At 73.8% G+C, this 2,912-nt stretch carries 3 protein-coding genes; all 3 read left to right on the forward strand.

Features of this window, described 5'->3' with window-relative positions; genetic code table 11:
- Nucleotides 1-106: 106 nt before the first annotated feature.
- From JWR86_RS15400 to JWR86_RS15410, 3 genes are read left to right on the forward strand one after another with little or no spacing between them, the layout of a single operon-like run.
- Entirely contained in the window at nt 107-1,066 is a 960-nt protein-coding gene (locus tag JWR86_RS15400; protein ID WP_299567197.1) for a TIGR01459 family HAD-type hydrolase, read from the forward strand.
- A gap of 8 nt (nt 1,067-1,074) precedes the next feature.
- Nucleotides 1,075-1,812 (forward strand): aspartate/glutamate racemase family protein, encoded by a 738-nt coding sequence (locus JWR86_RS15405; RefSeq protein WP_299567199.1) that lies wholly within the window; start codon nt 1,075-1,077, stop codon nt 1,810-1,812.
- A gap of 38 nt (nt 1,813-1,850) precedes the next feature.
- Complete coding sequence (locus tag JWR86_RS15410) at nt 1,851-2,885, forward strand: ABC transporter substrate-binding protein (protein ID WP_299567201.1); 1,035 nt, start codon at nt 1,851-1,853, stop codon at nt 2,883-2,885.
- The last annotated feature ends 27 nt before the right edge of the window (nt 2,886-2,912 follow it).

Genomic DNA, 2,912 nt, shown 5'->3' on the forward strand with positions numbered 1-2,912 from the left:
AGGCCGCAGCCGCGGCCCCGGTCCCGCCGCTCGGCCGCCTGTCGCTCCGGGACGTCCTGCGGCGCGCCGGTTGACAGCGGCGCCGCGAAAACCGTAGCGGCCCGCCATGTCCCACCAAACCGTCGAAGAACCCGGCCACACCGCAGCGATCCTGTCCCGCCCGGGGCCGGAGGGCCGCGCGGTCACCTTTGTAGACGGGCTCGAGGAGGTCGCGGCGCGCTACGACCTGCTGCTCTGCGATGTCTGGGGCGTGCTCCATGACGGCGTGAGCGCCTTTCGGGCGGCCGGCGACGCGCTGGCCCGCTACCGGCAGGGCGGCGGCCGCGTCGTTCTCGTCTCCAACGCCCCCCGTCCCGGAGCGGACGTCGTCGCACAGCTCGCCGCGCTCGGCGTGCGGCGCGATGCCTTCGACGACATCCGGACCTCGGGCGACCTGACCCGCGACCTCGTGGCCGGCCGGGGCGCCGAGCGGTTCCACCACATCGGCCCCGAACGCGATCTCGGCCTGTTCGACGGCCTTCCGGCCCGCGCCTGCCCTCTCGACGAGGCCGATTACGTGGTCTGCACGGGCCTGTTCGACGACGAGACCGAGACGGTCGCCGATTACGCCGACGCGCTGCGGGCGATGCGGGCGCGCGGGTTGCTGATGGTCTGCGCCAATCCCGACATCGTGGTGGAGCGGGGCGACCGCCTCATCATCTGCGCCGGGGCGCTCGCCGCCGCCTATGAGGAGATGGGCGGGCAGAGCGTCACCGCCGGCAAGCCGCATCGCCCGATCTACCAGGCGGCGCTGGAGCTTGGCGCGACCCTCCTCGGCCGCCCCGCCGATCTTGCGCGGGTGCTCGGCGTCGGCGACGCCATCCGGACCGATGTCGCGGGCGGTCATGGCGCCGGTATCGACACCCTGCTCGTGGCCCGCGGCATCCACGCCGCCGATCTCGGCCTCACCGAAACGGGGCTCGACCGGGACGTGGCGCAGGCCTGGATGGCGCGGCAGGACGTGGTGCCCACATTCGCCACCCGCGAACTCGTCTGGGCCGCGGCCGACCCGAGCCGAACCGGCTGAGCCGGGCCGTGCGGCTGCTGCTGATCAACCCCAACACGGCAGACAGCATCACCGCGCTCGTGGCCGACCACGCCGGCCGCATCCTGGGAGACGAGGCCGAGATCACGGCCGTCACCGGGCGCTTCGGCGCCCGCTACATCGCGAGCCGCTCCGCGGCGGCCATCGCCGCCCACGCGGCCCTGGATTGCCTGGCCGAACACGGCCCGGGTGCGGACGCGGTGCTGCTCGCCTGTTTCGGAGATCCGGGGCTCGAGGCGCTGAAGGAGATCTCGCCCGTGCCGGTGGTCGGCATGGCGGAGGCGTCCTGCCACATGGCCTGTCTCCTCGGCCGGCGCTTCGCGATCGTCACCGGCGGCGAGCGCTGGGGCCCCATGCTGCAGGATTTCGTTGCCGCGCAGGGCCTCTCCGGCCGGCTCGCCGCGATTCGGACCGTGGCGCCGACCGGCGGCGAGATCGCGGCCGATCCGGACGGCGCCGTCCGGCTGCTCGCGGAGAGCTGCAGGGCCTGTGCCGGGGACGGCGCGGATGTCGTGATCCTGGGCGGCGCCGGGCTGGCCGGGCTGGCCGAACCTGTGGCCGAACAGGCCGGCATCCGGGTGATCTGCTCGCTGGAAGCGGGGCTGAGGGCCACGGTGGCGGCGGCGCGTCTGCAGCCCGCCCGGACGGCCCGCCGGGCGCCGGGCACCGGCACGGACAGCACGGGTCTGTCGGCGGCGTTGCGCCACGCTCTGACGGCGCTTCGGTGAGGTGCTAGAAGCCGCCCACCATTCCCGCCGAGGCCCCTATGCTGACACGCCGTTCCGCTCTTGCCCGTTCCGCCGCCCTGGCAGGCCTGTCCCTCACCGGGCTCGGGGGCGCGGCCGGCGCCCAGCCGGCCCGGGTTCCGGTCCGGGTCGGCTATGTGCCGGTGATCGGGGCGGCGCCGCTCTTCGTCATGACGGGTGCGGGCTGGACCAAGGAGGCCGGGCTCGACCTCGTCACCACCAAGTTCGAATCCGGGCCCCCGGCCATCCAGGCGCTCGCCTCGGGGACCCTCGACGTGCTGTTCGTCGGCATTGCACCGATCGCGGTGGCGCGCGCCCGGGGCCTGCCGGTCAAGGTCGTGGCGGCCTCCGGCATCGGCGGCAGCGGCTTCGCCGTGCAGCCCAACCTCGCCGCGGCGTTTGCGGCCCATGGCGGCAAGGCGGCCGAGGCCTTCAAGGCGTTTCGGGCGCAGACCGGCCGGCCGGCCAAGATCGGCGTCCTGCCGCCTGGCAGCACCCCGACCGTGGCACTGCGCTACTGGCTGAAGCAGCAGGGGGTGCAGCTCGAGGACGTCGCGCTCGCCTCCATGGGCATCGACGTCGTGCAGCAGGCGATGCTGACCGGGGCCATCGATGGCGGCACGGTTCTGGAACCCTCGCTGACGCTGGTGCAGACCCGCAAGCCGGACGTGAAGACCGTGGCCTTCGCGCCTGAAATGTACCCAAACCTGCCCGGCGTGGTCCTGTCCGCGACCGAGCGCTTCATGGGCGAGCAGACCGACGCGCTGGTGACCATCGTGCGGCTCGCCGCGCGGGCCCGCGAGCTGATCCTGGCCGATCCGGCCGCGGCCGCCCCCTTTATCCAGGCGGTGCTGTCGGGCGGGCTCGTGGACGCCGAGGTGTTTGCGCGCGCGCTGCGGTCGAAGGCCGTGTCCTTCGCGATCGACCCCCGCACCATCGTGGCGGCGACGCGCGACAGCCTCGCCTTCGAGGTCGAGATCGGCGACTTCCCGACCGCGCCGCCCGTCGAGGGGCTGTTCGACTTCACGATCTACGACAAGGCCCTCGCCGGCTAAGGGCGAGACCCGGCGCAGCCGCTACAG

This window comes from Enterovirga sp., assembly GCF_028290205.1.
GTDB lineage: Bacteria > Pseudomonadota > Alphaproteobacteria > Rhizobiales > Beijerinckiaceae > Enterovirga.